The 509-nt window shown below is 61.5% G+C and carries 1 pseudogene; it reads left to right on the forward strand.

Going from position 1 to position 509, the window contains the following annotated elements:
- Positions 1–258: 258 nt before the first annotated feature.
- Positions 259–509: pseudogene (locus NR111_RS18270) on the forward strand (site-specific integrase); the annotation flags it as partial.

Below are 509 nucleotides of genomic sequence, written 5' to 3' on the forward strand. Positions count from 1 at the left end.
AAAATCTGCGTATTGCATCAGATGAATCGCCCCTCGCATTTCCAGCTCCTCCTTCGCGTCCGGCACCGATCCCTGCCCCGACCTGCGAAGTCACCCACTCTCGGGCGCTGCCACCACTGCTTTCCGGCCCGGGCACTGGGCCTCAATGAGGCCGAAAGACGATCTTTGGCACGTCGTTGACCTGCAGGGGTTCCCGTGAAGGCTCATCGGTTGTATCATTGATTCATCAGATGAGACGTCGTGGTTTGGGGTTTAGCGATGCGACTGGATGGCTCCGGACGGGTCCATATGGCGCCGTCGCTGCCGGTGCTTCGGCCCGCCGAGCAGGTGCTCCGGCTGATGCTGGAGGGCTGGCGCAACCAGCAGCTATCCCGAAATCTGCAGTTCAACACGATCGAACAGCGACTGCGCCTGGTGCAGCGGTTCGTCGACCACGTCAATGCGGAGCCGTGGCACTGGACCCCGGCGATGGTCGAGGAATTCTCCGCCGATCTCCGTACGGTCAAACA

The organism is Dietzia sp. Die43 (genome assembly GCF_024519835.1).
Lineage (GTDB): Bacteria > Actinomycetota > Actinomycetes > Mycobacteriales > Mycobacteriaceae > Dietzia > Dietzia kunjamensis.